The 2475-nt window shown below is 32.5% G+C and carries 3 protein-coding genes; all 3 read left to right on the top strand.

All coding sequences use genetic code 11. The annotated features are described in order from the left end of the window. Positions 1 to 286: 286 nt before the first annotated feature. Positions 287 to 1153 carry a dTDP-4-dehydrorhamnose reductase gene (gene rfbD / locus U9O96_01425; protein ID MEA2053768.1) on the top strand — a complete coding sequence of 289 codons (867 nt, stop codon included), beginning with the start codon at positions 287 to 289 and terminating at the stop codon, positions 1151 to 1153. Then, entirely contained in the window at positions 1150 to 2208 is a 1059-nt protein-coding gene (locus tag U9O96_01420) for a glucose-1-phosphate thymidylyltransferase (GenBank protein ID MEA2053767.1), read from the top strand. The genes rfbD and U9O96_01420 overlap by 4 nt, the downstream gene beginning before the upstream one ends. Continuing rightward, positions 2205 to 2475: nucleotidyltransferase domain-containing protein (locus tag U9O96_01415; protein ID MEA2053766.1), on the top strand; the 271-nt coding region annotated here is incomplete at its 3' end. The genes U9O96_01420 and U9O96_01415, both read left to right, overlap by 4 nt.

Genomic DNA, 2475 nt, shown 5'->3' with positions numbered 1-2475 from the left:
CCATGCCTATCTTTTAGGCATTTTTTACCTTTCTTTTTTTCCATCTTTTCCCTCCTAGCATGTTCTTCTGCTAAAGGGGAATTATCCTCTACTATTTAAATCTTCAACAAATTTATTGGGAACTACCCAATGTTCCATAATAATCCTTAAGTAATATCTCTCTATTCATTTGAGGCGATGAAAAATAAAAAAGTTATGGCAATAGGACAGACATATTTTATTGAATATCATTTGGCAGGTAGAGTAGTAAAAGAAGATAGCATAAATTTATTTGAAGAGGAGTAAAATGAAAGTATTGCTCACTGGTGGTAGCGGTTTATTTGGACGAGCATTTGTCAAAGTTATTGAGAATAAAACTTCGTATGATATCCGTCCTATTTACAGCAAAAATCCTATTAAGTCAAAAAATGCAGTATTTCTTGATATTACCAATAAAGAAAATGTCGAGAGAATTATTAAAAAACTACAACCAGATGTGATAGTTCATGCAGCAGCATTCACAAATGTGGACAAATGTGAAATTGAAAAAGAAAAAGCGTATAATGTGAATGTTGCAGGAACAAAAAATATTGCTATGGCATCGAAGGAAATTAACGCAAAAATGGTGTATATTTCCACAGATTATGTTTTTGATGGCAAAAAAGGGCTTTATAAAGAAGAAGATGGAACAAATCCCATCAATTATTACGGCTTGACAAAACTTGGAGGTGAAAAAGCAGTCCAAGAAATTTGTGATGATTTTGTAATTGCAAGAACATCTGTAGTCTATGGGGCAAATAAAAAAAATTTTGCAACTTGGGTTATAGAAGAATTGAAAAAAGGAAAAGAAATTAGGATTGTAACAGATCAATGGAATTCACCTACCTTGAATATAGATCTCGCGGAGCAAATATTGGCGTTAATTGAAAAAGACGAGAAAGGTATTTATCATTCCGCTGGAGGGGAGAAAATAAATAGACATGATTTTGTTTCGAAGATGGCTAAAATTTTTAGCCTTGATGAAAATCTTATCATTCCTGCAACAACTAAAGAAATGAACTGGATAGCCAAAAGACCGATGGATTCTTCTTTAAATGTATCAAAAATCTCAAAAATCAAAAAACCTTATAAGGTAAGAAAAGCTTTACATTTGCTTGAAAAGGAGATACAATGAAGGGATTGATTTTATCGGGTGGGTATGGAACTAGGCTAAGACCTTTGACCTATTCTCAACAAAAACAGCTCATACCTGTAGGAAATAAGCCTGTTTTATTCTATGCCATAGAAGATTTGATTGAATCTGGAATAAAAGATATCGGTATAATAGTAGGCCCAAATAAAGAACAAGTCATGGAAACAGTGAAAAATAAAAATTGGGATGCAAAAATTGAATTTATTTACCAGTCTGAGCCAAAAGGATTGGCTCATGCAATAATAGTTGCAGAAAAATTTTTAGAAAAAGAGCCGTTTGTTATGTATCTCGGAGATAACTTACTAAAGGAGGGAATAGTTGAACATGTAAACAAATTTTTAAATGGAAAGGAAGAGGCAAGTATTTTGTTGACAGATGTACCAAACCCTCAAGAATTTGGGATAGCAGAATTGAATGAGAAAAATGAGATTGTAAGGCTTATAGAAAAGCCTAAAGATCCTCCCAGTAATTTTGCTGTTATCGGGATATATTTATTCAGACCTGCTATTTTCCAGGCAGTTAAAGAAATAAAACCTTCTTGGCGTAATCAACTGGAAATAGTTGATGCCATCCAATGGTTGATAGATCATGGTTATAAAGTAAAATCATCATTTGTGAAAGGGTGGTGGAAGGATACTGGAAAGCCGGAGGATATTATCCATGCCAACAGGCTAATTTTAGATGAAATCAATGAGACTAAAAATTTTGGAATAGTAAAGGAGGCAAAAATAAATGGCAGGGCAGTGATCGGTGAGAATAGTATAATAGAAAAAGGACTGATCAAGGGGCCAGTTATAATCGGAAATGGTTGTAAAATTACAAACTCCTACATTGGGCCATATACTAGCATAGGCAATAACTGCGAGATTGTTAATACAGAAATTGAAGATTCTGTAATAATGGATGAAACAAAAATAGTAGGAATAGAAAGAATTGTTGAATCTTTAATTGGCAAAGGAGTTAAAATTTTTAAGAACAATAGTTTTCCTAAAGGCCATAAATTGGTCATAGGCGATAATTCGGAGGTAAAGATATGAGCGAAGAAATTAAAATCATATTGGATAAGAAAAAAGTTATTGAACAAATCAGAAACAAAATACCTAAATTTTATATGGTAGAAGTGGTTTATATATTTGGTTCTTTTGTTAATAGCGAGAATTTTAATGATATAGATGTGGCTTTATTAATTTCCAAAGAACTAAATCCATATGAAAGATTTAAATTTGCAATGAAAGTTGCAAGGGAATTGGAGAGGGCGATGAAGCCAAGGATTGAATTTGATGTAAAAATTTTAAATTATTCAC

It is taken from the genome of Candidatus Thermoplasmatota archaeon, from assembly GCA_034660695.1.
In the GTDB taxonomy this organism is placed as follows: domain Archaea; phylum Thermoplasmatota; class E2; order UBA202; family DSCA01; genus JAYEJS01.
This window is presented reverse-complemented; position numbering and strand designations above follow the sequence as displayed.

Coding starts and splice junctions, on each gene's coding strand:
- U9O96_01420 (MEA2053767.1), top strand. CDS start 1,150: ATGAAGGGATTGATTTTATCGGGTGGGTATGGAACTAGGCTAAGACCT.
- rfbD (MEA2053768.1), top strand. CDS start 287: ATGAAAGTATTGCTCACTGGTGGTAGCGGTTTATTTGGACGAGCATTT.